General features: G+C 61.0%; 18 protein-coding genes. 9 read left to right on the top strand and 9 right to left on the bottom strand.

Going from position 1 to position 23580, the window contains the following annotated elements:
- Positions 1-247: 247 nt before the first annotated feature.
- Positions 248-1525, bottom strand: a complete 1278-nt coding sequence (locus tag E2F48_RS14325; protein ID WP_133404651.1) for a nuclear transport factor 2 family protein — start codon at positions 1523-1525, stop codon at positions 248-250.
- A 54-nt stretch (positions 1526-1579) separates the two neighbouring features.
- Positions 1580-3031, bottom strand: a complete 1452-nt coding sequence (locus E2F48_RS14320; protein WP_133404650.1) for a M20/M25/M40 family metallo-hydrolase — start codon at positions 3029-3031, stop codon at positions 1580-1582.
- A gap of 329 nt (positions 3032-3360) precedes the next feature.
- Here E2F48_RS14320 and E2F48_RS14315 point away from each other — a divergent pair, with 329 nt between their 5' ends.
- Genes E2F48_RS14315 through E2F48_RS14305 form a run of 3 tightly spaced genes read left to right on the top strand, consistent with a single transcriptional unit; the run spans position 3361 to position 6497 of the window.
- Complete coding sequence (locus E2F48_RS14315; RefSeq protein WP_165968785.1) at positions 3361-4659, top strand: ABC transporter substrate-binding protein; 1299 nt, start codon at positions 3361-3363, stop codon at positions 4657-4659.
- 57 nt (positions 4660-4716) lie between these two features.
- Positions 4717-5583: a carbohydrate ABC transporter permease gene (locus E2F48_RS14310; RefSeq protein ID WP_133404648.1), complete on the top strand. Its 867-nt coding sequence runs from the start codon at positions 4717-4719 to the stop codon at positions 5581-5583.
- Positions 5580-6497 (top strand): carbohydrate ABC transporter permease, encoded by a 918-nt coding sequence (locus E2F48_RS14305; RefSeq protein WP_133404647.1) that lies wholly within the window; start codon positions 5580-5582, stop codon positions 6495-6497. Before E2F48_RS14310 ends, E2F48_RS14305 begins: the two co-directional genes overlap by 4 nt.
- A 1423-nt stretch (positions 6498-7920) precedes the next feature.
- Here the strand turns inward: E2F48_RS14305 and E2F48_RS14300 are convergent.
- Complete coding sequence (locus tag E2F48_RS14300; RefSeq protein WP_133404646.1) at positions 7921-9096, bottom strand: cupin domain-containing protein; 1176 nt, start codon at positions 9094-9096, stop codon at positions 7921-7923.
- 267 nt (positions 9097-9363) lie between these two features.
- Positions 9364-10359, bottom strand: coding sequence for a LacI family DNA-binding transcriptional regulator (locus E2F48_RS14295; RefSeq protein ID WP_133404645.1), 996 nt, complete (start codon positions 10357-10359; stop codon positions 9364-9366).
- Between the two features lie 120 nt (positions 10360-10479).
- Between E2F48_RS14295 and hisD the strand changes: the two genes are divergently transcribed.
- The 3 genes from hisD to E2F48_RS14280 are packed head-to-tail and all read left to right on the top strand — an operon-like array spanning position 10480 to position 13330.
- Positions 10480-11817, top strand: coding sequence for a histidinol dehydrogenase (gene hisD / locus E2F48_RS14290; RefSeq protein ID WP_133404644.1), 1338 nt, complete (start codon positions 10480-10482; stop codon positions 11815-11817).
- Entirely contained in the window at positions 11814-12572 is a 759-nt protein-coding gene (locus tag E2F48_RS14285) for an SDR family NAD(P)-dependent oxidoreductase (protein ID WP_133404643.1), read from the top strand. The genes hisD and E2F48_RS14285 overlap by 4 nt, the downstream gene beginning before the upstream one ends.
- On the top strand, positions 12569-13330 hold the full coding sequence (locus tag E2F48_RS14280; RefSeq protein ID WP_221411694.1) for an HpcH/HpaI aldolase family protein: 762 nt from the start codon (positions 12569-12571) through the stop codon (positions 13328-13330). Before E2F48_RS14285 ends, E2F48_RS14280 begins: the two co-directional genes overlap by 4 nt.
- Positions 13331-13727: 397 nt before the next feature.
- Here E2F48_RS14280 and E2F48_RS14275 read toward each other — a convergent pair whose 3' ends face one another.
- The 4 genes from E2F48_RS14275 to E2F48_RS14260 all read right to left on the bottom strand — a co-directional run bounded on the left by E2F48_RS14275 (position 13728) and on the right by E2F48_RS14260 (position 17880).
- Entirely contained in the window at positions 13728-14294 is a 567-nt protein-coding gene (locus tag E2F48_RS14275; protein WP_133404642.1) for a hypothetical protein, read from the bottom strand.
- Positions 14295-14298: 4 nt separating this feature from the next.
- Positions 14299-15762, bottom strand: a complete 1464-nt coding sequence (locus tag E2F48_RS14270) for a hypothetical protein (protein WP_133404641.1) — start codon at positions 15760-15762, stop codon at positions 14299-14301.
- Positions 15759-16271, bottom strand: a complete 513-nt coding sequence (locus E2F48_RS14265; protein WP_133404640.1) for a hypothetical protein — start codon at positions 16269-16271, stop codon at positions 15759-15761. The genes E2F48_RS14270 and E2F48_RS14265 overlap by 4 nt, the downstream gene beginning before the upstream one ends.
- A gap of 394 nt (positions 16272-16665) precedes the next feature.
- Complete coding sequence (locus tag E2F48_RS14260; RefSeq protein ID WP_133404639.1) at positions 16666-17880, bottom strand: MFS transporter; 1215 nt, start codon at positions 17878-17880, stop codon at positions 16666-16668.
- Between the two features lie 26 nt (positions 17881-17906).
- Here E2F48_RS14260 and E2F48_RS14255 point away from each other — a divergent pair, with 26 nt between their 5' ends.
- Positions 17907-18491, top strand: a complete 585-nt coding sequence (locus E2F48_RS14255) for a TetR/AcrR family transcriptional regulator (protein WP_133404638.1) — start codon at positions 17907-17909, stop codon at positions 18489-18491.
- A gap of 451 nt (positions 18492-18942) precedes the next feature.
- On the opposite strand, the gene E2F48_RS14250 is transcribed toward E2F48_RS14255, so the two are convergent.
- The gene (locus tag E2F48_RS14250; RefSeq protein ID WP_133404637.1) at positions 18943-19929 is read right to left on the bottom strand and encodes a carbon-nitrogen hydrolase family protein; all 987 of its coding nucleotides are present in this window, start codon (positions 19927-19929) and stop codon (positions 18943-18945) included.
- Between the two features lie 1247 nt (positions 19930-21176).
- Here E2F48_RS14250 and E2F48_RS14240 point away from each other — a divergent pair.
- Both E2F48_RS14240 and E2F48_RS14235 read left to right on the top strand, forming a co-directional pair.
- Positions 21177-21623 (top strand): hypothetical protein, encoded by a 447-nt coding sequence (locus E2F48_RS14240; protein ID WP_221411693.1) that lies wholly within the window; start codon positions 21177-21179, stop codon positions 21621-21623.
- Positions 21624-21749: 126 nt separating this feature from the next.
- Positions 21750-23564 carry a glycoside hydrolase family 15 protein gene (locus tag E2F48_RS14235; RefSeq protein ID WP_133404634.1) on the top strand — a complete coding sequence of 605 codons (1815 nt, stop codon included), beginning with the start codon at positions 21750-21752 and terminating at the stop codon, positions 23562-23564.
- Positions 23565-23580 lie beyond the last annotated feature (16 nt).

The raw sequence follows: 23580 nt of genomic DNA, 5'->3' as shown, positions 1-23580 counted from the left end.
CCGAGTCTCCCCGCTGCGTCCCCGATGCCGAAACATCGGGGACGCAGCGGGGACCGGCATAGGGGTTTCCTTCCTGCGTCGTGACATGAAGCCAAGCATGGTCTGCGGTTGTGGAGGAGCCGGGCGCAAGCATGCGCAAAGGTCCTGGTCGGACCACTTGCCGGAGTGGACCACAGCGACGGGCCGACCCGCGCCCGGGCTTGGCAACGGTCCCGGGTTTGAATCCCTGATCTGCTTGCCTCGGATCTCAGGCTGCGGGAGAACTGAAAGGGTCGTCGCGGTAGATCTGCTGCATGACCTCAAATTCGTTGAACATCATCCACTCCTCTGTGATCCGACCATTGACGATGCGGTGTTGAGTCACGCCCCACAAGTAGACTCGCCGCCCCGTCGGCTGTCCGTAGATTCCGAAGCCTCGGTGTGTGCCCACAGCGCTCCAGCGCGTGGACGTCAGGTAGCCGTCCTCCGGATTGCCCATTCCGTAGACGTCGTCAACTGTCAATGACAGATCGGGGAAAGTGGCGAGCAAGGACAATACGAAGGACTTGTACTCTCCACGCCCAAAGAACTCACGCCCGGTGGGTCCATGGAATCGGAAATTTGCGGTGTAGGCGTCGTCGACCTTACCGACATTCCGCCAGTTCCAGATGTAGTGGTAGCTGCGGCGCAAGAAGTCTTGGTAGCTGAATTTGTTCTCGTCCAATGCCGGCAAATGAGCTGGCTTTCCCTGACCTAGAACACGTTCCGCTTCACCGAAACGCTGTTCGATTGGAGGACGCAGTTCGGCGGCCTGGTTGCCAAACGCACGGGCAGTATCGCGGAGGTCCAAGCCTAATTGAACGATAAGACTGGAGTTGTTGTAGATGACGTGCTCTTCGAATATCTCGTTCTCCAAAGCCACGCAGTTCGCGATGCACCAGACGACGACTCGTCGCCCTGTGGGGGGCCCGTACTTTGAGAAGCCCGTGTTGGTGCCAACAATGACGGTACGGTGGGAGGTGTGGAACCCGGAGACATCGTCGCCGGCCCATACAATTTCATCGGCGTACAAGCGGGCGTCGGGGAAGGCGTTGAGCGTGTGGACGGTGTCGGCCACAATCTTGTCGCGGCCGTACTGCAGGCCGTAGTCATCAGTTACCCGGGCGTTGTGCCGGTAGGTGTCGTAAATGTATCCGATCTCCTTTTCTTCCCAGATCCGGTGTGTGATTCTGGCGATGTAGTCCACGATGTCCACGTACTCGGGTTCGAATCCGCGCATGGATTGGCGACGAACCGTCCCTGGGTTGAGGAGTAGCCGGTCGGTGCCTCCCTTCTCGCCAAGGGAAATATCGAAGTTTCCGGGTTCCGGACGGGCGGACCGGTACGGGTTCACGAGATCTGCCGTTTTGTGCTTTACACCACCACTTTGGTCTTTGCCCGGTTGGGGCGGCGGGGAGGCACCATTGGAGGCAGCTGGCGTTGGCGCAGCTGCGGTGTCATCGGCCCGGTTCGTCGAGTCAGAAAGTGGTTGTGAGCGGTTTGTCATGGTTGTCCTTTCGAGAGGTAATAGACGCGGGAATCGTTGCCTGTGCGTTGTCGGCTAGATTTCAGACCACGCGTGGAGGTAACTGATGGTGAAATGCGCAAGCTGGCCGATGGCGTCGGTGCGAATAAATTCGTCTGGTGCGTGTGGTCGCTCGCCCTGGCCGAGGCCCGCGAAACTGAACCCCAGACCTGTGCCGAGCTCCTGGAAAAGGGAGGCCGGGCAGGCACCGTTGTACATGGGCCACATATTGGTGCGGACGCCATATTCTTTTGCGGCATTGGCCGCTGCCTGAAGGATAGGGTCAGACGCCTGCGTGCGGGCGGCCGGATACCCGCCGGGTGTTCTTAAAGTTACGTTATTCAATCCCCGACGATCCAAGTGAGAGCGCATCATGTCGGCTATGTCGGCCCCGTTCATGCCAACGGGGAAACGCACGTCCAGAGTTGCCCTAGCATGTCCTGGAAGCATCGTGTAGAAGGAGGGCCCTTCGTAGCCGCCGTGAACGCCTTGAATGTTGACGTTGACGCCGAACATGAAGCGCTCAAGGTGATCGGCAAGATCGGCGCCTCCCCGCAAGCGCGTTACGTTAAGGGTCTGCAGCATGTCTCGATCTGCGAATGGATCCAAACGATGGCGGGCGACAAGTTCCCGCGCTTGATTGCGGTCTTCCTCTGTTATGTCAGCATTCAGGCTGTCCAAACCGTCGAGGCAGAATCTGTCCTGATCGTCGAGGAACGAAGCGACAGCCCGCACAACTTGCGTTAGTGGGGAATCGATCCATACGGAGTGACCGGCCCAAAGATGCCGGCCGTCCGCCGTGCCGCCCCAATCTCCTCCCCGGCATTCGAGCTCGGCCCATAGGCTGCCTTTAAATCCACGGAACAGCGTCATGGATTGATCAGCGCCTTCGTACATGCAAGGTAGCCACGCAGCGGATGCTTCCGAAAGGACTGGGCGCAATTGCTCAATAACGCCCGGCAAACTAGGGCTGCCGATCTCTTCCTCGCCCTCGATCAGAAATATCAGATTGCACGGCACATCTCCTTCGGTCTTGAGGAGCGCCTCAATAGCGAGAAGACTCGACAGCGTCGGCCCCCGATGATTATGTGCGGCACGACTGACGATGACCTCGCCCAGCGATGACGGCAAATTAAGTTTTGATGCGTCAACTATTGATGCGCCCAGGGGGTCGACACTCCATTCCTCTGCAATCACCGGCGTCATGTCGTACAGCCCGTAGAGAATGAGAGTCTTGGCATGTGGACGTTTTGATCTCAAGGTGCCATAGACCACCGGATGTCCCGGCGTTGCGATAAGACGGGCGTCTTCGCATCCGAGCCGCTGAATGTAGCTCAGCGTCATTTCAGCGGATTCCAGAATGCCCACGCCGGTGTCCGAAAAACCAGGTTGGCGCAAATAGCGGCGTACTTCCTCAACCATGTCCGCTTCGTCGGAATCGATTCGAGCATGCGCAGCGCGGTGCTGCTCGCGATGTGTGGTGTCCACAGGGGATTCCTATCTGCATTTGTACATACGTATTTCAGCACCAGCGTAGGGTACGTAACAAGCGAAGGGAAGCCTCCGGCGGTCGGGTCTTTCACCCGGTATGCGACTTTGGGGTCGGCACGCTCTGGAATCGACCCAAAACGTCATGGCACTTGCTAATTTATCTTTGAGAGGAGGTGCTCTTGACTCCATGTGATCTAAAGCATAGCGTCAGGCATACGTATTCAGAAGGATAGCCGCTGGAATCCCTCCGCGGCCTCCCCAGCGTTTGGAGAATCACCATGTCCTCCCATGTTCGCTCCGTTAGCCGCAGACGCATTGCGGCAGCTATGTTCCTCGTGACCGCCTTGGGCATTCTTGCCGGCTGCGGCACCGGGAACACGAGCAGTACGGCCGATGCCGCCAGCAGGGCATGCGACGTCGCTGCCCCCGCTGAGCCGCAGACCGTCAACATTCTCGCTTTCAGCGCTCCTTCGATTGATCCGTTTACTGACGCCATCGTTAAGGGCTGCAGCGCGGCTGATAACCTGACGCTCAATCACACGCCAGTTGATTTTACCGGCCAAATACAGAAAGCCCAGCTCGCCCTGGGATCCGAAGGCAATTCGCCTTACGACGTTGTCGAGGTCTACAACAGCACGCTTGTGGAATACGCCAGCAAAGGCTGGGTCGCCCCACTTGACGATTACATCTCCAAGTACGAGGACAAATACCAGCTCGGTGATGTCTCAGAAGAAGCGTGGGCCGGCGTGACCTACGACGGTAAGATCTATGCCGTGCCAAACCAGGTGAACACTCAGATCCTGATTTACCGAAAGGATCTCTTTGAAGCCGAGGGCTTATCGGCACCAACCACCTACGAAGAGCTGGTCGCTGCCGCGAGCAAGCTTGGTGGGAAAGTCGATTATCCCCTATCTATGGCGTGGGGTTCAGATGACGCACTCCTGGATGGGTTCCACGGCTGGCTGGCCGCTGGTGGAGGCAAATGGTTCAACGATGACAACACTCCGGCTTTCGACTCGCCCGAAGGTCGTAAAGGACTTGAACAGATGAAGGGGCTCCTGCCCTTCATGCCGAAGGACACCCTCTCGTTCGGCAACGGCGATGTCATGGGACTCATGCAGCAGGGCAAGGTTGGAATGGCAATAATCTGGGCCAGCCGGGCGGCACCCATCAATGACCCCAACGCGTCTAAGGTCGCCGGAAAGGTCGGCTTTGCCCCTGCGCCCCGGGGTATGAGCGGTATACCCGCTGGCGAAAACAGCGTCGACGGCTTCGCGATCGCTAAGAACAGCGCAGTGGATCCGGAGACCCTATTCCAGATCGTAGCCTCGACTACCCTGAACAAGGACGTTCAGCGTGATGCTTCAGAGGTCGTACTCCCGGCCCGCATGAGTGTGCAGAACGACACGAGCGCCGCCCAGCCACATTGGGGGGCATCGTTTGAAAACATTGCCGGCGGCGCCCAGGCCTTACCCGCTGTCCCATTCATGGACCCCCTAACGAAATCCGTGGTCAACCCTTTCCTTGCCAAGGCCGTTACCGGTGCGCTGCCTGTGGACGCGGCGCTCCGTCAGGCCTCTGCCGCGCTCAATAAGACCCTGCTTGATCAGGGTCACCTTAAGTAACAGCCCTACTGGGTGGGTCGGCAGGCCCGACCCACCCCCTGCTGGCCGGGAGGCCCTATGAAACGCAGAGAGTTCACACTGCTGGCAGCACCCAGCGTTGTGCTCATGACAGTTCTGATGATCGCGCCGTTAGTTACGACAGTGGTGCTCAGTCTCAATCAGTTCAGTTACGGAACGTCGCTGAAGTGGGTAGGTCTGAAAAACTACGCTCAGCTTCTCGCCTCACCGGAATTGCACTCTTCGCTGCTATTTACAGTTCTTTTTGTAATCGGCACCACTACGCTCAAACTGTTCCTGGGTTTCGCCCTCGCCCTTCTGCTCAATTTCGCGGTACGCGCGCGCTCAGTCTTCCTTGGTGCTTTGCTTGTTCCCCTGGTCGTCCCTCCTGTTGTCGGGGCCTTGATCTACGGGTGGATGTTCCGAGAAGACATCGGGGTCGGCTTTTACCAGTACTTGCTGACCTTGATGGGTATCAACATCGAATGGTTCTCCTCCACTCCGGGAGCGATAGCGCTTCTGGTGGGACAAAATGTCTGGCAGGACATTTCCTTTGCCGCGTTAATCTTCCTTGCGGGATTGCAGGTAGTCCCAGCCGAGCCTCTGGAAGCGGCACTCGTTGACGGCGCCAACTGGCTGCAGCGACAGCGCTATATCATTATGCCCAGCCTGTCAGGGCTGTTCGCTTTTGTATCCATGATGAGCGTCATGGACTCCTTCCGGATCTTCGACAGCATCGCAGTGACAACAGGAGGCGGTCCGAATGGAACGACTGAGAGTCTGATGTTCCTCGCTTACAAAGTTAGCTTCCAGCAGTCCCAGCTCGGACTTGGCAGCGCGATGAGTATGCTGACCGTCATTGGCATCGTGTTGCTCCTCGTCCCGTTCCTGGTGCTCACTAAACGACAATTCAGGAATGCCCGATGACCGCGACCGCGCAACATCCCGTAGATCAAAACCTCAAACGTACGGTCAGAACGACCGCCGTCCGGCCCATGCGCACACGGCGGTCCCGTTCCGCGACGACCGCCCTTCAGAAGACCATCGCCTACCTTCTGCTCAGCCTCGCAGGGCTGCTCAGCATAGGACCCTTTGTCTGGGTCGGGTTAGCCTCCTTGAAGCGCCCCGTGGATGCCTTCTCGCTTCCCCCGGTATGGGACTTCACCCCAACCCTGCAGGCTTATCAGATTCTCTGGAACGACCGAGGCTTTGGTCATTTCCTCCTAAACACCCTCCTCGTGGGGGTACTCACCACGGTCATTTCCCTGCTTGTCGCTGCACCTGCCGCTTACGCTCTGTCGCGGTTCCGGCACGTTAGCGGCTTGTGGATACTGCTTGCTGCCTTGGTCTTCAGGGCGCTGCCTAGAATGGCGGTCGTCCTGCCCTTCTATTACCTGGCGCGCCTCACAGGTCTCTACGACACACAGGTTCTGCTTATCGCCGTACTAGTGGCGGTAAATCAGCCGTTCACCATCTGGCTCCTCCGCGATTTCTTCGCTGGCATTCCAGAAGAGCTTGAGGAGTCGGCGATGGTGGACGGGTGCAGCCGTATCCAGGCCTTCCGGCGGATCATCCTTCCAGTGGCCGGTCCCGGACTTGTGACGGCCGCGGTCTTCACCTTCCTGTTGGCGTATCAGGAATACATGATTCCTTTGGTGCTGACCCAGACCTCTGCCGTGACGTTGCCGGTATTTATCGCCCAGTTCTCCACTGAGAACATTCAGGATTGGCCAGTAATCTCGGCAGCCGCCGTTTCACTCGCACTGCCGATCGTCGGACTTGTCATGCTGGCTCAGCGCTTCCTCGTCGCGGGACTAACGGCCGGCTCCACGAAGGGATAGACCAAGAAACGGTTCAGCGGCGGCCCCTTGACCTCGATGTCGGGGGCCGCCGCACTTGCGTGGAGCCTGCGTAAAACCTGGGGGTATCATCGCTGGCGAGACCGCATGAGATGCACCAGAGGTAGCAAACGGCAGCAAACGGCGGGGGGGGGGGGGGGGTGACGGAGCGCCTCCTTGCCGAAATACGTCGCGATGTCGGAAAGTCAACTGGGGTGACTGGGGGTCGAGAATGAGTCGGCTGGGGCGCTGCCACACGGCAGCAGGGTCTGTCGAGACCTACCAATTGCCTTGATAATGTGGGCCAGCCATCCGATGGAACCGCGGCATGATTCTCGCCGTGAATAGAGTAGTGCGTGCTTCGCCGATATGTGGCATAGCTGACGTACCCCTGCGGTGATGACTTGCCTGTGCGCCGTGCAGCAGAGAGAGTCGATGTTCTTGTGCCGCCGCTGCCGGGAATTGGGTGAGTAGGCTGGAGGATCGCCATAGCAGGCCCCTGACACCCGTGCGGCGCTTGCTGGAGCTGCGCGCACCGGTGCCTTGGGTCCGGCCCGGTTTGCGTACCTCCTGCATCGAACGTCTCCACGGTCCACCCATCCTGACGGGCTACCGTGACCGCCGCGCATTTCACCGATGTGGTCCCAGGAACCGGGGCCCGCCGCCGGGTTCAGGGCGAAGGAACGCCTGGTGCCAGGAATGTCACTGCAAGATTTGAATGAGAGACAGCGCTGTCATGCGTTGTAGCGGGGTGAGAGAGTGATAATCCGTAGCGGCTGTTGGGCTTTCGGCTGGAGGTGGGTCTACCGATAGTTTGTAAGCAGCCAAGTACGTGGGGTTGCCTCAATCAACCATGGCGCACCTTCCGCGACGGGTTACTCGCCCGACGGGACGACGGGCCGGTGCTAATGTGAAGGGCCGTGGCAGGGGCACCAGGAAGGCAATGAAGCTCTTCTTGCGGTCCCTGGTTTAGGATTGAATGGCTCAAAGGGCTTCCGCCAGGCGTGTCCTCTGGCCGACGTCCGAGCCGAGGAGTGCGGCTGCTGCCGCGGCGTCCCCTGTAACGAGGGCTGCAGTGCTCTCCGCACTTCATTGTCTGTACCGCCGAATCTCGTGCCAAAAGAGGCTGCTTGGGGTGATTGGCATGCGGGCAACAAAAAAGCAGCGAGTGGGAAAAGACCGATCGGACAGATATTCCAGTTTTCGGAAGGCGAGGCGACGCATTTCCCCGCCACAACACAAAGCCGAAGTTTTTCCTATTCGAGGCATAGATTCAACGCCTGAATTGGTGACCCAAAGGTCGGGGGAGAGGAAGTGCCAGCCTATGCGCGGGTGTCCACGCATGTGGTATGCCGCGCGGTTGGAATTGGCGCTGATGGAAAGGGGCGGCGCAGATCGGCGCCGCCCCTAACCTGTTGCCGTGCCGTCAGTCGTCCTCGGAAGCACCTTCCATGACGGCTGCGGGTGCGACATAGCCATTAGGGTCAATCACCCAGCCGGCGTCATGGGCCGAAGCTGCGACCTCGGGGGCCCATTCAAGGCTTACGCGGTCGTCGCCCGGGTTGATCACCAGAAGCTCACCGGTGCCCGGAGTCGCGGCTGTCTCCGATCCCTCCAGGCAACGAAACTCCCGCCAGCTGTTAGCAGGCACGGAGAATGAATCGGACGGGCCTAGCTCCAGAGTAGTTCCCATGTCGCTGTTAAGGGTGAGGGACCAGCGTCCGGACTTCACGAGCACCACCTGCGGCCGGTTGTGGCGGTGCCGAAGCATGCCTTCGCCTGGCTGCGCGCGTAGCCAGGCGAGATTGAAGCTGTGCGGCTCGTGGATGGGCGGGATCTGGCGCCTGTCCTCTGACATGCCGTAGCCGATCACCAGGCTGAGCTCGGCACGACCGCCCGGCAGCGCGTTGCACAGGAGCGCGTGCTGACTGTAGCTGCGGTCTCCGGGCTGGACCACTCGTGAGCGCATCTGTTCCGGGGTGTAGCTGGTCAGCTCCTCAATGAAATGCTGCTGCATAGGCTTGATGAGGGCCACGCCGTTGGGCAGTTCATCGCCCGCCACTGTGTCAATTAAACGGTTGTCGGCCGTAAGGTGCAGTCCATAGGACTCGGCCTCCCGGAGCACGGACGGCCCCCAGATGATTCCACCGGTGTTGTCCCTGCCGAGTACCGTGTAGAGAAGCCCCTCATCGGGTCCTTCGTTGGTGAAGCCGCGGAAGATCCAGGTCGGGACTGAGATGATGTCCCCGTCCTTGGCGACGTATTCTCCCTGCTTGCCGTCGGCGCCCCAGCGGAGTCTAAATTCACCTCCAAGGTTGATGAACACCTCTGCTGTGAAGTGCAAGTGAAGGTTGTTGCTTATGCCATTCGGCATACCGGCGGCGCCGGTATTGAAGCCGTGGGGTTCAGTCAGGTTGACGTACTGGTTGGGGTTCTGGGAAACGCCAGGACCGATGAAGGCATAATTTTCCTTCTTATCCGATCCTGGCGTGCGGCAGTCGATAAAGGCGGCGTTGCAGGCGACCCAGTCGGTGCGGCGGATGGTCCGTCGCTGGACTTCGCTGGAGTCGAGGTTCAGCTCGGAAGCGATGGTGCTGGTCATTATGGTCCCTCCTTTAGGGATAATTACTTGATCGGGAGCGGATGAATGATGGAAACTACTCTGGGCCTTGCCGCTGTCAGTGTGGGTTTCGCGTAGGCTAAAGATGCCGTCCCGCCGCTTGACCTCGTTGCGAGTGTGTCCTTCCGGATAAGCGGGCAAACTCGAGAAACCTATTCGATTTCCATTAAAGAATCGATGCGGTTTAGATAAGTCAGAGTGTATGCGTATGCACGAAGGCCCGCAAGCCTATTTTCGCCATATCTCCTCTTAGGGAACAGTGCCTAAAGTGTCTCTCTCGATCAAATGGGACGGGAACGCGGACTCTTCCAGGGGCCTACCTGGGCTTTGAATCCGGTCTATGAGCAGGTCGGCAGCACGGCGCACCATGGCATCCAAATCGTAAGCGATGGTCGTCAGCTGGATAATGGGCCACGAAGCCGAGGGGAGATCGTCGAACCCGATTATCGATAGGTCGTCAGGGACGCCGACACCCGCAGAGCGTGCCGCATTGAGCGCCCCGAAGGCTACAACATCGTTACCGCAAACAATGGCCGTCGGCGGCTGGGGCATTGTCAGGAAATGCTCTGTTCCGGCGTGGCCGGTGGCGGTGTCGAACGGGCCTCGGTGGATGTAGCGTGCAGGGATTGACATGCCCTGCTGGGCGAGTGCCTCGCGCAGCGCTATTTCTCGGTTGACCGCGGTACTAGTGTTGGCTGGCCCAAGGATTGCAGCTATCCGGCGGTGGCCGTGTTTCGAAAGGGCCTCGGCGGCTTCCCGCATCCCCTGCGTTGGGTCCACCACTGCGGAATCTGCGCTCACTGCGTCAGATGTCCTGTTGAAGTATACGAAGGGGAGCCTGCGGTCCCGAAGCCGGAGCGGGACAACAGAGTCGATCGTGGAGGTTGCCAGGAGCACGCCGTCGAGTCCGTTGGAGATGAGTCGTTCCGCGACGACATCGTTGTCCGCTACCTCTGTGTGCAGCATCAGCTGATAGCCATGCGACTCGAGCTGGTGGAACGCGGGTGCGATGATATGTGGATAGAACTGGTTTTCAAGGTCTGTGAGCAGGAGGCCGATGCGTCGGGTCCGCCCGCTGGAAAGGGCCCTGCCGGCGTCACTGGGGACATAACCCAGCCGGTCTGCTGCTTTGCGGACGCGTTCTCTCGTGGCCTTGGAGACACGCGGATCGTCGCGCAGAGCTCGAGACACGGTGGGCTGGGACACGCCTGCAAGCTGCGCGACGTCGTGACTCGTAACACTCATAAGGGTCTCCCAACGATCTCGGCGCCGTGGGCGCCACACGGTTCTATCCAATCAGACTATTGACCAATGCGTCTGCCCATTCCTAGTATAGGCATACGTATGCAATAACGAGGAGCAATTATGGTCAGATATCTGAAGCAGGCACCGTCCAAGTCCTTCGCAGACACGAGTCACGCAGATGTGGCCCAGCGCGTGGGCCAAATCATTGAAGAAATACGGTCCGAGGGTGACGCCGCCGTCCGCAAATACGCCGAGCTTTTCGACAGGCAGTCCCTTGATTCGTTTCGGCTCTCCGACGACCGGATCGAAGAGATCATGGGGACACTGGACCAGCAGGTGATCGACGATATTGTCTTCGTCCAAGAGCAGGTCCGAACCTTCGCGCAGGCGCAGCGGGACTCGATGCAGGACGTCGAGATCGAAACGCTCCCGGGAGTTTTCCTCGGCCACCGCCATATTCCCGTGCGCGCCGCCGGAGCGTATGTTCCCGGGGGTAAGTACCCCCTCACCGCCTCGGCCCATATGACGATCATCACCGCTAAGGTCGCCGGAGTCCCCCGTGTGGTGGCCTGTACGCCACCGATCCGGGGAGAAATACCGGCCGCAACCATCGCCGCAATGAAGCTCGCCGGCGCCGACGAAATCTATTTGCTGGGCGGGGTGCAGGCGGTTGCGTCGATGGCGCTTGGCACCGAGTCGATCAGCCGCGTCGACATGATCGCCGGGCCCGGCAACGCTTACGTCGCGGAGGCCAAGCGGCAGCTTTTTGGTGAGGTCGGCATCGATCTCTTCGCCGGTCCCACCGAGATACTCATCATCGCCGACGACGACGCTGACCCGTTCGTGATTGCCGTCGACCTCCTATCCCAAGCAGAACATGGGCCTGACTCGCCAGCGATCCTCGTGACCACGTCCACCGAGGTCGCCCGTGAGGCAATCGAGCACATTGAACGTATCCTCCCGGACATGCCGACAAAGGACTTCGCCGAGCCCGCATGGCGGAATTGGGGCCAGGTCATCGTTGTCGATGACCTCGAGGAGGCTTACAGCGTCGCGGACCAGTTCGCGGCTGAGCACGTGCAGGTCTTCACCTTGGACCCCTCGGCGGCACTCACCAAGATGCACAACTACGGTGCCCTGTTCCTTGGTGAGGACACGTGTGTCTCCTACGGTGACAAGGTCATTGGCACAAATCATGTCCTCCCCACCCTCGGGGCGGCGAGATACACCGGCGGCCTGTGGGTTGGAAAGTATCTCAAAACCGTGACTTACCAGACCATTGAGAATGCCCAATCATCTGCCGAGCTGGGCAGGGTTTTGGGCCGGGCAGCGCGCGTCGAACTTTTCGAGGGACATGCCCGTTCGGGTGACGTGCGCGCCTGGCGCCACGGCGGCGAGCAGTTCGAGTGGATCGACCGCGCCCTGGCGCGCACCACCTCCGCCGGAGCAACCCGATGACGTCCCTTTTCGGCCGCACCGCGTTGATCACGGGCGGCGGTACAGGCCTCGGCGCGGCCATTGCCCGCGCCCTTCACGGCGCCGGCGCGGAGGTAGTGGTCGCAGGCCGGCGTCAGGAGCCGCTTCAGAAGGTGGCGGCAGCGCTGGGGAACGGGGCGAGTTGGCGTCTCGTCGATGTCGCGGATCCCGTATCCGTGGGGCAGCTTGAAAAAGCCCTGCACGGGACGGAGGTGTCGATTCTCGTCAACAATGCCGGGATCGCCGGACCTGTTGCGCCGCTGACCGACGTCACACCCGGTGAATGGGACGAGGTTTTCGACGTTAACGTCCGGGGCACGTTCCTGATGTGCCGGGCGTTCCTGCCTTCGATGGTGGACCGCGGCCGTGGAGACGTGATCAATGTCGCCTCGGTGTCCGGCAAGCGGCCCCTCATTCGCCGGACACCCTATTGTGCTTCCAAGATGGCTGTGATCGGGCTCAGCTCAAGCCTGGCCTTCGAAGTCGGGCCAGCGGGCGTCAATGTCAACACGCTTTCCCCGGGGCCGGTGGACGGCTCAAGGATGGACCGCAATTTCCGCTTGGAAGCCGAAAGGACCGGCAAGACCTACGAGCAGGTTCAAGACATCTTTGTCTCCCGTGCGGCCCTCGGCCGAATGGTGACCGAGGAAGAGGTCGGCGCGGCGGTGGTCGCGATGTTGGGCATGCCAGGTCTCTGCGGTGCCGACGTCGACCTCTCTGCCGGGATGGTGGCGTGAAACCGCAACGCCGTGCCTTGCGCACCCGCATCCTCAGTGGCGAGCGCGTCTGCGGGGTCCTCCTCCGCATGCCGTCGGAGGAACTCGTGGAAATGCTCGCCGTGGCAGGGTTCGATTTCATCCTGATTGATTGTGAGCACGGGCCGGCGGATGTTGGGGCACTGCGCCAGCACATCGCCGCGGCCGCTCTTCACGGTGCCGAGGTCATGGTCCGCGTGGGGGAAGGCGAGGACGCCCTGATTCTGCGCGCGCTGGACAGTGGGGCGGCCGGGGTCGTTGCCCCGCACCTGGACAGCGTGGAACAGGCACAAGATTTCGTCGCCGCTGCGCACTACCCCCCGGTCGGACGTCGCGGGTTTGCGACCTATGGGCGGGCGGGGTTCTACGGAACGATGAGCAGCCGGGACCACCATGCCCGCCTCGCCGAGGAAACCCTGCTGATCGGCATGATTGAGTCGCCCCTGGCCGTATCGGCGGTGGACGAGATCCTGGCTGTCCAGGGACTGGATGGACTGCTGCTGGGGGCTGCGGACCTTGCCGCATCGAGCGGACCGGGCGCCCTGTCCGTGCCGGAATCGCGGAAGCGGTTCAACGCGGCGGTGGCCGCGGCCGGGACGCTGAGGATGGACCTTGTAGGGGACACAGACGCTGCGGCAGCATCCTACGCAGATGGCGCACAAATTGTCGTCTACAACCTCACTCAGGCACTCATGGCACAGTTTTCGGTGCTGTTGGAACCCCGTCCGCCCACTCGCTGATGGCCTCGCAACTGCTACTCGCCCGGGTTGGGCGTTCTTACTACTTCATGGGGGAGCGGCGGGTTAGCTGCATGACTTCAGCTCGGGTTTTGGCCCTGATCATCCTCCTCGGGCACCTTCATGCCACACTCTCGCGCACGCGGAAAACATGGCGTACTGCCACACCCAGTGCGATGCACGTGTCAACCGCTTCTATCGGGGCCATGGCCGGACACCTCAAGCTCGACTCGAGGGCGATCATGTCCGTTGGGACCGGTGCAGGAAGAGTGGAGGAGCAGAGGGAAACCCCAAAAGGGCCGGCGCGCCGGCGCTGGCCCTTTTGCTTCTAACCGCCGTTGCTCGGTCCTCTCCTGATCGCCTACGGCGCACAGTGAACTTTTCACACACCATCCGGGGCTCACGGTGTTTGGGCCAGTGTCTCCAAAACCCGGCTCAGCTTGTGACGGAAATTTGTCTGCTGTCCGGTGCTCGGGAATGGTATGCGTTCGTGGACGAAACGCGACCCGATTCGGGACTTCGCTAGTTGGCTCAGCCCGTCCTGGACTGTCGCTTTTACCGGTATGGCCACGAAGTCGTTGCGTCCCAGGATGCGCAACCTATTCAGCAGGTCTTCTTCGTTAGCGCTGATGGCCCGTTTGCGGAGAGCCGGCTTGCGGAGGGCGATCCGTCCTTCGATGGCGTCGATCAGCAGGTAGCCGTCGGTGGCGAAGCGCCGCAGCAAGGCCGGCTTGTTGATCCGCATGTAATCGGTGCCGTTGGTTCTCAACTCCGGGTAAAGGACGCGCAACAGTTCCAGAAAAAGGTAATCATGCCGGGTGCTTTCGGGGTAGTAGAAGTAGCGATCGTCAGGGGGTGGGGCTTCAGCGATGAACACCACCCGCGTGTGATCCGGGATGTAGGCGCGCCAAGCTGCCCGCCGACTGTCCAGATCCGGGTCCGGATGGCTACTGATTGAGTCAGGCACGGGTCTAGTCGTCGCCGAGTGTTTCAGCGAGTAGGCCCAATAGGTCTTCTACGTTGCCTGTCGGGACTGAATCTCCGATTTGTAGAAATGCTTTCAGCGCTTGCCTTCGCTCTTCAGACAGCGCGTGCAGCAGTGGGATGGAAACTGCGAGTACATCCTTCAGCAACGGCGTTCTGGTCGTTTTGGCAGCGGCGAGACTGGTTTTGAAGTTCAGAGCCAATTGGCCCTCGGGGAGTGGTACGACAGCCTTGACTACCGTGCTGCTCGAGGATAGACCCTGGGCGAGCTTGGCCAGGCGCTCGTCATGCCCTACGCCCTCATTGGAGGTGAATTGCACCGTCGCGCCCCCATCCCTCAGCGTGACTTCAGTGAGTTCGTACTCTGCAACTCGTCTACTGAGAGTTTCCACGTCGAGGCCATCGGTGGAAGCCATGTCGCTGGCAGCGACCTTACCCTCCACAAGTTCCTTCCGATCAGCGACGAACGCGGTGAAGTCAGGCCCTTCCAGGGCAAGAGCTTTGTTGCGGATCGACCAGAGGAACGGCTCGCTGTCCGCTGAAAAAAGGGTTTCCGCGCCGGAAGCCACGGCGGCCGCCCTGCAGGGTATGACATCCAAATTCGCATTTATAAGGTTTTGGAAGCTTTCCGTGTTTGAGGCGTTCAAGCTCATGCGGGACAGCTGCGACGTGGTTAGGAATCTGCCGATTCGGCTCCAAAAGTTTTCATCGCTTGCCGAAACGACATCGAGGATGTACTGAAGAGAGTCGTCGTTAAGGCTTCGAGAAAGGTCAGTCGGACCCGGGAACTGTTCCAAACGCCCGTCGCTTCCTTCCCAGACGGCTTGCAGCACTCGCGTCATACGCGCTGCCTGAGGATCGTCGAGGTATTGGGCAATAGCGTCTACCGCCAACCGCGTCGGAACGCTTCGCGTTTCGAGGGCGGCGCTGAACCCCTCAGAGACGGTTTTTGCGACAGTCTCAGCTTGCGGCTGGGCAAGGAGCCCACGGCCGCCACGCGTCAAGGCTTGACCAAGCAGATTAATACCGGCATCTTCACTTCGCTGCCTGATCAAGGTTTCGATGCCGGCGGCGTCCGTTATGAGTGCCTGATGATCCTGAGCTGATTGCTCCAGTTGAGGAAAACCTTCAGCATCTTCTTGGGGACGAGTAAGGCCGAAGACGAAAGCGTTCTCAAAATCGAGTCTTGAGATTCCTTCCCGTAATTCAGGCAGGTTGTCGGTGAATCTGAGGTAAACGGGTCGCTCGGTTGTTGCGTCCCAGTTGAGAATCAAATCGGGTGCGTAGGTGTGATTGAAGTAAGAAGTGTCTCTAATGCTCACGGAACGATCGAGAGTTTCTAGTTCCTTGATTACAGCATTTTTGATGGCGTTGATTGAGTCTTGGGGTGACCGTACGCCCAACGCGTTCACGATCTCTTGCGCGAAGCCAACTGATCGAACTTGGGTCATCTTCGTCCCCTCTCGGTGTCGAACTTTTCGATGAGGCCCCGATGCTCGGCCGAGATGGTCAGTGTCTCCTGCCGCTCTGACAAGACGATTATCCATAGCCTCTCGGCTACCGCGATACAGGTGTCCATATTGATGGAGGCCTTGGCTTCGGCCTCGTCTTCTATGCCCAAGGTGTTCAATCGGTGCAGGAAGACTGCGTCTCGGACTTCCTCTGCGGAGCAGAGCTCCGACCACTTCTTTAGGCTGAAGGGATGCCACGTTATCCACATGAAGTTGTCACAATACTTGGGACTGTCCAGGTAGGCGCAGTAGCACTTGGCTAGGTATTCGACGTACTCCGCGCCCTGGTTGTTACTGGCGTTGGTGTAGTTCTTGACCTCGGCGTAGAACCCCCGGCCTTCAAGGTCACCGCGAAGCAGTAGGCCGCCGAGATCGTAGGAGAATGGCCTTTTTTTACCGGCGGCCCATGGGAAGGTCAGCTTATCGACGGCAAATTTGTCGGGGTTCACCCAACAGGCATTCACACGAGTGGTTGATTCGAGCCACTCCTTTGCGCGACGCGCACCTTCGCGACCCTTTTCATGGGTCTCTTCCCCCGACATGAAATGACAATAGCAAGTTTAAGCAGCCCTGCTGTTTTCGGTTACCCTTCAGCAAGTCCAAAAGGCACGCCGATGGGCTTGCTTGGCAGGGCGGGACGCCTCGTACTAGCTTCGGCCTTCGACGATATTTTGCTGCGCACGCTGTTGAAGGCACCTCGCTCGACAACGACCTTTGAGGAGGGGTGTCTGACGTGCGCGGTCTGGTCAGGAGTCACCCAAACTTGAAGCAGTTCCGGATCCATGGGCCGTGAGACCGGTGGTGTTAAAGGTCCGGCCCTCGCTAGTTTTGGGACGGGCGGGTTCATTGCGGCACCGGGGATGGGACCTGCCGCGGCGACGTGGCAGGCGAAGGGCTGCCTAGGGCGCTGAGGCCGCAGATGATCGCGGCGACTATAAAGGCCGGGCCGGGTTCCAGTGTGCCGATCAGGGCGCCTACCAGTGTTGCTCCCAGTGCCTGTCCCAGGACGAGGCTGATGAAGAGCACTGACGTGCCGGCGGCGTTGCTTTCTGCCGTCCGGGCCGCCCAAATAATGAGCACCGATGTCGCGGCTGTGTAGGCGAGCCCGAACAGCGCCGCGGCCCCGAAGCTGAGGAGTGTGCTGTGCGGCGCGATACCGAACATCCCGGTCGCGAGTGCGACGGCCAGTACTGTAACCGGCCACGTTGTCCTGATAGCATGCCGCGCCAGCCAGGGTGAAGTGAGTGCCGCTGCGGCTCCACCGGCACCGAGCGCTATCCACGCGGCGGCGGAGGTTTCGACCGCCATTCCGCCCTCGCCTTCAAGAAGAGTGCGGCCATGGACCCAGATTGCGGAGCTGCCGATGCCGAGGATGACGGCGGCGGTGATTGGACGCCGAAGCGGACGCAGCCCTGCCCTTCGATGCCGCGTCCCCGGTACCGGCGGCCGGCGGGAGCCCGGGCCGAGGCCCTGGGCGGAACCACCGCGGGAGGTATCTGCCCGCAGTACGCCCATCATCGCACTGAAGGAGATGACAGCAATCAGTGCCCACGCAAGGCGCCAGGAGGATCCAAGAACCAAGGAGAAGGTCCCGGCAGCCATGACGCCGAAACCCGTACCCGAGTTCACGACCGATTGAAGCATGTCCCGCTCTGCTGGCTTGAAATTGCGTTGTACCAGTTCCACCAGGGCAGGGGAGGAGAACCCGGCACCCATTCCTGCGAGGAGCACCGCACCCACGAAGGACGTCGTGCCGGGGGCCGCAGCGATCCCCGCACTGCCTCCGGTAGCCGTCATCCCGGCCAAGACGGCGACCATTCGGGGATGGGTCGGTGCATGGCGGAATCCGAGCACTGCCGAGATGCAATACGTGACGGAGGCGCCGGAAGCGAGCAGGCCGCCGATCGCGGGGGTGAGGGCGAAGGCCGCCGAAAAGGCGGGAAGGAAGAGCCCGTACCCGAGCCTGGCCAGGCCGTAGGTGGCCGCGATGAGTGCCACGGATGACGCAGTGAAGATCGGGCCCGCGGCGCCGCCCTGAGGCTGTAACGATCGTTTCATTGAAACGAACGTTATAGGATGAAGTCATGGAAGTACACCCCCGCGCGCGGGAACGACTGCTTGACGCCACCGAGGACCTCGCCTTCACGCAAGGGGTCGCGGCCACGCCCGTGGACGAGATCCTGCGGAGCGCGGGTGTGGCCCCGGCAACCCTGTACGCGCACTTCGGCAACAAGGAAGGGTTGATCACTCAGGCACTTGAACGTCGCCTCATGCGCTGGGATGAAGTGTGGCAGTCGGCCATCGATGAAGCCTCCACCCCCAGGGAAAGGCTGCTGGCAGTATTCCCGGCCCTCGGCCGATACCGGATGAGTGTGCCGGCCGCCCGATGGTGCGCGTTCCTCGGGGTAGCTGCCGAATCACCTCATCCAGGACCGCAACTGCAGAAGACACTGGCCAGTGACACGCAGCTGCTAACAGCACGTTTGAAGGAGCTGGCAGTCCCAGTCGTCGCCGCGGACCACGCAGACGCCCTGGTCGCGCAACTGGTCCTCGTCTACACCGGGGTGCTGGGAATGCTGCTCCGGGGCATGGATACCGAACGAGCCGTTGGCCTCGGACTTCACATCGCAGGCGCCGTTATCGAAGCAGCTGAAGGTAGCCGTCGCTAGCCAGCAGAGCCGATTCCGAGGATTTTCGCAGTGGACGTTCAGACTGAGCACATCCCCGCTGAGCTCCCGTTTCTCGATGCAACAGTTGTCTGAAGTCGGGCAAGAATACCGGCTCCCATTGAAGTCGATCGACGCTGGAGTCCTCACGCCGTCTGGTAGGACCTGTATGTGTGCCTTGGTTTCGGATCACGGAACCTCTTGTCGAGTCAGCCGCACGCGTCGCAGATACCGGTGGCTGGGAGCTCATAGCCGCATGAACCGCAGACGAGACGCTCCCTGGACTCCGGCCTGCATCGCCAGTGTCCGCAGACATCGTGCATCACCGACCGATGACAGGTACCGAGAAGTGTCTACAGGGACCGCGTCCTCTTGGTCAGCGACTGGAGGGCACGTACGAGTGTGGCCTCGAAGCTGCTCGGCAGGTCGCGGTTCGCCGGGGTTGGTTACCGGTTCAGCTGGTGTGGCCGGGATTAGTAGTATCTCGCCTGGGGGAGGTCGATGCCGCGCCGGAATGTGCGTTGGCCGCCGCGGGGTGAGGTAGGGCTGGCGGATAGAGGGCGTCTTCGCGGCTGTAGTGCCCCACGACGTCGAACCATCGCTTCGCGGCGAGGGTTCGGTTCAGGTCGATGTCTGCGATCACGATCCCTTCCTCATCATAGAGAGGACCTGCGATAGCACGGCCATCAAGGGGTTCGAAGATCGCCGCTCCACCTCGTCCGAGCGCCGGACCGTCCTTGGGCAACCGAACCGGGAAGTCATCGGGAAACGCAGAGCGAGGGATGTATTGCGGGACTGAGATCACGAACGCGCCGGATTCTATGGCGATGTGACTCATCGTGGAAATCCAGCCGTCGGAATCATCAGCCGTCGGAGCCGCCCAGATCTGTACGCCCTGACGATAGATTTCATATCGGGCCAGAGGCATGCGGTTCTCCCAACAGATCAGTCCACCAACTCTTCCCAGAGTAGTTTCGATGACATTCAGGTCACGTCCGTACCCCACGCCGTGGAAAAGGCGTTCGTGCATCGTAGGCATCAACTTCCGATGTTTCCAAAGCAAACCCTCAGGACCAAGCAGGATCATGGTGTTATAGAGACTCCCGGGCCTGGCAGATTCCCGTTCGTTCACTCCCAGCACGCAGTACATGTTATGGGTGGCACACGCCTCAATGAAGCGGTCAATGTGCGGTCCGGGGACGTCGACCGAGTTCGCCCAGAGGCGGGTCCACAGTTCATCGAATCCGTCGAATCGGGCCGCTTCATGGGCCCACACCTCTGACGGGTACAGCGGTATAAACGTTTCGGGGAACACCGCGAGCTTCACACCCTGGCCAGCCGCCTCTCCCAGGAGACGGAGCGCCTTGGACACCGATGCCTCCGCCTCCAGAATTACCGGAGCGGCTTGGACAGCAGCGATGCGCACAGTTCCTGCGGCCATGACTCAACGGTGGCATGCACTCCCGCGCCTCGTCAACAGTGCGGCGGTTCATATGCCGGCAAGCCGGCTAGGACCCAAGGCACGGACCTGAACCGCCACGGCCAAGCGGACCTCGACGGGGTGGCCGCCGAACTCAACGACCGGCGGGGGACACGGCTCGATGAAGGTGTGGTGGGGTGTGCCTACTGTACGGCGAGGTTCTGATGTCATCGGTGAGTTCACGCACGATGTCGAGGTGACAGGCAGGGCCCGATGTCTCTGCGAGCACACGAAGCACGACCTCGCGCCCGTCTGACCTGTCCGCGAAGGATCCGCTCACCACCCGCATTGGCATGGAACGACGGACGACGGGTGTTGATCAAGGCTCGCCGGCGTTCAATGATGAGGACCGAGAACCGATGATGGGCCGGATGTCAATGCGCTCAGTTCGATGCGTTCGCTTCGTCCTGCAAAGAAGCGCCACAACCTGTCAAGGGGGAGAGCGGTAGAGGCTTCTGGTGGGGAGAGGTAGGCGTGTGGACAGTGTCCACACTCTGGGTCTCGGATTAAGCCGTACCGGTGCCGGACTGGGCCGGATTGGGGATGTTTTCGGGGGAGTGGCGGATTTCCAGGGGCTGGAGTCCGGTTCGAGTCCCACTTCGGGCACATGTTTCCCCTAGTCAGGGGCTCTTTTGCCCTCTGACTGTGGACAGCCGGCCCAATTCTGCGGTCCGGGTGCCGGTTTCGGTGGCTGGGGTGAAGTTGTCTGAGGGCGGGATGCCTCCTTTCTGTCGCGAGGCCCGGTGTGGGCGTTCTTACTCCTTCATGGGGGAGTCGCGGAGTTGGTACATGACCGTGGTGAGGGTTTTTGCGCTGGTCATCCTCTTCGAGCAGCTCAGGTAAATTGGCTGCTTGGAGTTAGCGACTCGTGAGCACCATTACCACCGCGCGACCAAGACTGTATCGGCCACCCGGCCCGCCATGCCGGACCCGCCCATCTCGGCTGCTCTGCCGGAGACCGTCAGCGGCGGCCGGGGATGGCTCTCGGCCGACTCCCACCGGGGTGCATCCTTCGCGGGTAGAGGAGACGAATTCTTCCGGCAGGGCGTAGATTGCGCACATGACCAGACCGGTGCGCTAGATCAAGAAGAAGTTGATTTGTGGTTGCTCCGGGGACAACGCGGGCCGAGACAATCCGCCGGGAAATGGTTGCGGACACCACGGTGGGGGATCATACTCACAGCATGCCGAAGAAGAAGACTTCTCTAATGGAATCAATCCTCCGCGGCATGGTGGCCGGAGTCGCAGGAACCGCGGTGATGACGGCCTTTCAGAAGTATGTGGAGATACCCCTGTCCGGACGGGAAGCCAGCTACGCTCCGGCGGACTTCGCCGAACGCGTCCTGCCCATTCACCCGGAGACGCAGCAGGGGCGCGAGCGGCTGAACACGGTGACGCACTTCGCGCTGGGCACCATGTGGGGCTCTGCCTACGGAATCACAGCCCATGCCGGCCTGCGCGGAGCCAAAGCGGTGGCCGTCGTGTTCCCCGTCGTCTACAGCACCGATGTGCTGCTTAACACGGCATTGGGGCTGTATCAGCCCGGAACGTGGAGTGCGAAGGACTGGACCGTGGATTTGACCAACAAGTTCGTTCAGGCGGCGGCGACCGGAGTGCTCTACGACACCGTTCTCGCCCCACCCCAGACAAGGTAGGAAACCGGCCGGCAGGAAGCCGCCGCCCGGGCCACAACGCCGTTCCCGCGACCGGTGATTCCGGGTCCGGTGGAGTCAGCCTCCGACAGGCAGGGGGAACTCCACCTGGCGCGGGGGAGGAGAGCGATGGACCCTGAATCTGTCGGCGGGGAGGGACGGACAGCTGTGGTCATCGCGGACTACGGACTGCTCAGCGACTGTCAGGGAGCGGCTCTGGTCTCACGGCAGGGATCAATCGATTGGTGGTGTCCGGCACGGTTCGATGCCCCCAGCATTTTTGGGCGGCTGCTCGATCCGCACGCGGGCCACTGGGTCATCCGCCCTGCGGAGCAGTACACGGTGACCCGCCGCTACCTGCCCGGAACCATGGTCGTGGAAACAGAGTTCCATTGCCCACGCGGGTCCATGCGCCTGACCGATTGCCTGTCCCTGGGCCCGGGGGAGCGCGGCCATGGGATCGGGGAGAACTCTCCGCACGTGCTGCTGCGCCGCGTTGAGGCAACCCGAGGGCAGATCCGGGTGTTGGTGGAGGTGGCCCCGCGGCCCGAGTACGGGCTGGTCACTCCGCACTTCACGCGAACTTCCACGGGGTGGGAGATCACCGGCGGCGCGGACCGGCTGACACTGACAGCACCCCCGGTCCTTGCGGGCGCGGATAGCAGGGTGAGTGGATCGTTCCTGCTCCAAGAGGGGGAACGCATGGACTTTTCCCTGCAGCACAGCGCTTCCACCGACCGGGGTGCCCCGGTGGCGGAAGACGTCGCCGGAGTGGAGGACACCACTGCCGCCTGGGAGTCGTGGAGCGAGATGCATCGAGGCTACCGTGGGGCCTATGAGGACCAGGTCCACCGCAGCGCGCTCGTACTCCAGGCCCTCACCTACGCCCCCACCGGTGCAGTGGTGGCCGCCCCGACCACTTCCCTTCCCGAAGAGCCCGGCGGAGGCGCGAACTGGGATTACCGGTTTGGTTGGCTGCGCGATGGCAGCCTGACGCTCAAGGCCCTCTGGGCCGCCGCTTGTCCAGACGAGGCCCAACGGTTCTTCGACTGGATGACCGCCTCCGCCGGATCCCTCGACCAAGGGCACCTGCCCGTCATGTTCGGGGTCGGCGGGGAACATGACCTGACCGAACACACCCTCGATCATCTCGCCGGCTACGTGCAGTCCCGCCCCGTGCGGATCGGCAACGACGCCTGGACCCAGAAACAGCTCGATGTCCTCGGGGAAATCTTTGAATGCGCCTGGGTTCTGCGGGACGTGCTGGGGGAGTTGCCCGAAGCTACCCGGAATTTCCTCGTGGCAGTTGCCGACCTTGCCGCAGCAACCTGGCAGGAAACGGACGCAGGGATCTGGGAAGGCCGGGAGGGCACCCGGCACTACCTGACGTCCAAACTGATGTGCTGGGTCGCCCTTGACCGGGCGGTGAAACTAGCCGCAAAACTCGCTGTCCCTGACCGGGCTTCCGTGTGGGAAGCCGAACGCGACGAAGCCCGGGCCGCCATCCTGGACCAAGGATGGGACAGCACCGCTGAAGCGTTCACCGGCGCCTTCGGCTCCGAGAATCTGGACGCCGGCGCCCTCCTGATGCCTCTCATGGAATTCCTTCCGGCAAAGGACCCGCGGATCCTCGCCACCCTGGACGCCATCGAACGGGATCTGTCCAGCGGATCCCTGGTCCAACGATGGACAGGAGCCGGAGATGAGGGAGCCTTCATTATCTGCTCCTACTGGCTGGCCACCGCCCGGGCCATGGCCGGGCAGACCGATCGGGCGAGGAAAATCTTCGAGACCGTAACCGGGCAGGCCAACGACCTCGGGCTTCTCTCCGAAGAAATCAGCATCAAGGATCGAACACTGATCGGCAACTTCCCGCAGGGCCTTTCACACATCGGCCTGATCAACGCGGCATGGGCCATTACCCAAGCCGAAGACCGGGGCTAAGGAACCACCAACCGGA

It is taken from the genome of Arthrobacter crusticola, from assembly GCF_004357995.1.
GTDB classification, from domain to species: Bacteria; Actinomycetota; Actinomycetes; order Actinomycetales; family Micrococcaceae; genus Arthrobacter_D; species Arthrobacter_D crusticola.
This window is presented reverse-complemented; position numbering and strand designations above follow the sequence as displayed.

Excerpts from the sequence above, each read along its gene's own strand:
- E2F48_RS14325 (WP_133404651.1), bottom strand. The coding sequence starts at position 1,525 with ATGACAAACCGCTCACAACCACTTTCTGACTCGACGAACCGGGCCGAT.
- E2F48_RS14315 (WP_165968785.1), top strand. The coding sequence starts at position 3,361 with ATGTTCCTCGTGACCGCCTTGGGCATTCTTGCCGGCTGCGGCACCGGG.
- E2F48_RS14310 (WP_133404648.1), top strand. The coding sequence starts at position 4,717 with ATGAAACGCAGAGAGTTCACACTGCTGGCAGCACCCAGCGTTGTGCTC.
- E2F48_RS14305 (WP_133404647.1), top strand. The coding sequence starts at position 5,580 with ATGACCGCGACCGCGCAACATCCCGTAGATCAAAACCTCAAACGTACG.
- E2F48_RS14300 (WP_133404646.1), bottom strand. The coding sequence starts at position 9,096 with ATGACCAGCACCATCGCTTCCGAGCTGAACCTCGACTCCAGCGAAGTC.
- E2F48_RS14295 (WP_133404645.1), bottom strand. The coding sequence starts at position 10,359 with ATGAGTGTTACGAGTCACGACGTCGCGCAGCTTGCAGGCGTGTCCCAG.
- hisD (WP_133404644.1), top strand. The coding sequence starts at position 10,480 with ATGGTCAGATATCTGAAGCAGGCACCGTCCAAGTCCTTCGCAGACACG.
- E2F48_RS14285 (WP_133404643.1), top strand. The coding sequence starts at position 11,814 with ATGACGTCCCTTTTCGGCCGCACCGCGTTGATCACGGGCGGCGGTACA.
- E2F48_RS14270 (WP_133404641.1), bottom strand. The coding sequence starts at position 15,762 with ATGACCCAAGTTCGATCAGTTGGCTTCGCGCAAGAGATCGTGAACGCG.
- E2F48_RS14260 (WP_133404639.1), bottom strand. The coding sequence starts at position 17,880 with ATGAAACGATCGTTACAGCCTCAGGGCGGCGCCGCGGGCCCGATCTTC.
- E2F48_RS14255 (WP_133404638.1), top strand. The coding sequence starts at position 17,907 with ATGGAAGTACACCCCCGCGCGCGGGAACGACTGCTTGACGCCACCGAG.
- E2F48_RS14250 (WP_133404637.1), bottom strand. The coding sequence starts at position 19,929 with ATGGCCGCAGGAACTGTGCGCATCGCTGCTGTCCAAGCCGCTCCGGTA.
- E2F48_RS14240 (WP_221411693.1), top strand. The coding sequence starts at position 21,177 with ATGGAATCAATCCTCCGCGGCATGGTGGCCGGAGTCGCAGGAACCGCG.
- E2F48_RS14235 (WP_133404634.1), top strand. The coding sequence starts at position 21,750 with ATGGACCCTGAATCTGTCGGCGGGGAGGGACGGACAGCTGTGGTCATC.